Consider the following 426-nt stretch of genomic DNA (forward strand, 5'->3'; position numbering starts at 1 on the left):
GCTGATTGGCGCCGCGATGCGCGATCCCGACGACGGCGAATCGGATGCCGCGCGGCTGATCGCCGACGCCCAGCTTGCCGCGACCCGCGCCCCGGCGCGCGGCGGCGCGCAAATCGGGCTGATCAACGGCACCGGGGTGCGTACCAGCCTCGTCCCCGACGCCAGCGGCGCGTTGACCTATGCCCGGATCTTCGCGCTCCAGCCGTTCGGCAACAACCTCGTCGTCAAGACGCTGAGCGGGGCCGAGCTCAAGGCCGTGCTCGAGCAACAGTTCGACGGCGGCGCTGGCAAGCCGGCGACGGTCAAGTCGCTGCTCATCCCGTCGCGCGGCTTTACCTTCACCTATGATTTGTCGCGCCCGGCGGGGGAGCGCATCCGCTCGATGAGGCTGAACGGCCGGCCGGTCGACCCGAGGCGCGACTACCG

General features: G+C 70.9%; 1 protein-coding gene. It reads left to right on the forward strand.

Annotated features, from left to right (window positions below; genetic code table 11):
* Positions 1 to 16 precede the first annotated feature (16 nt).
* The coding region (locus tag I6F37_RS41260) for a 5'-nucleotidase C-terminal domain-containing protein (RefSeq protein ID WP_225154560.1) at positions 17 to 426 on the forward strand (410 nt) is incomplete at its 3' end.

This window comes from Bradyrhizobium sp. NBAIM08, assembly GCF_020193935.1.
GTDB classification, from domain to species: domain Bacteria; phylum Pseudomonadota; class Alphaproteobacteria; order Rhizobiales; family Xanthobacteraceae; genus Bradyrhizobium; species Bradyrhizobium yuanmingense.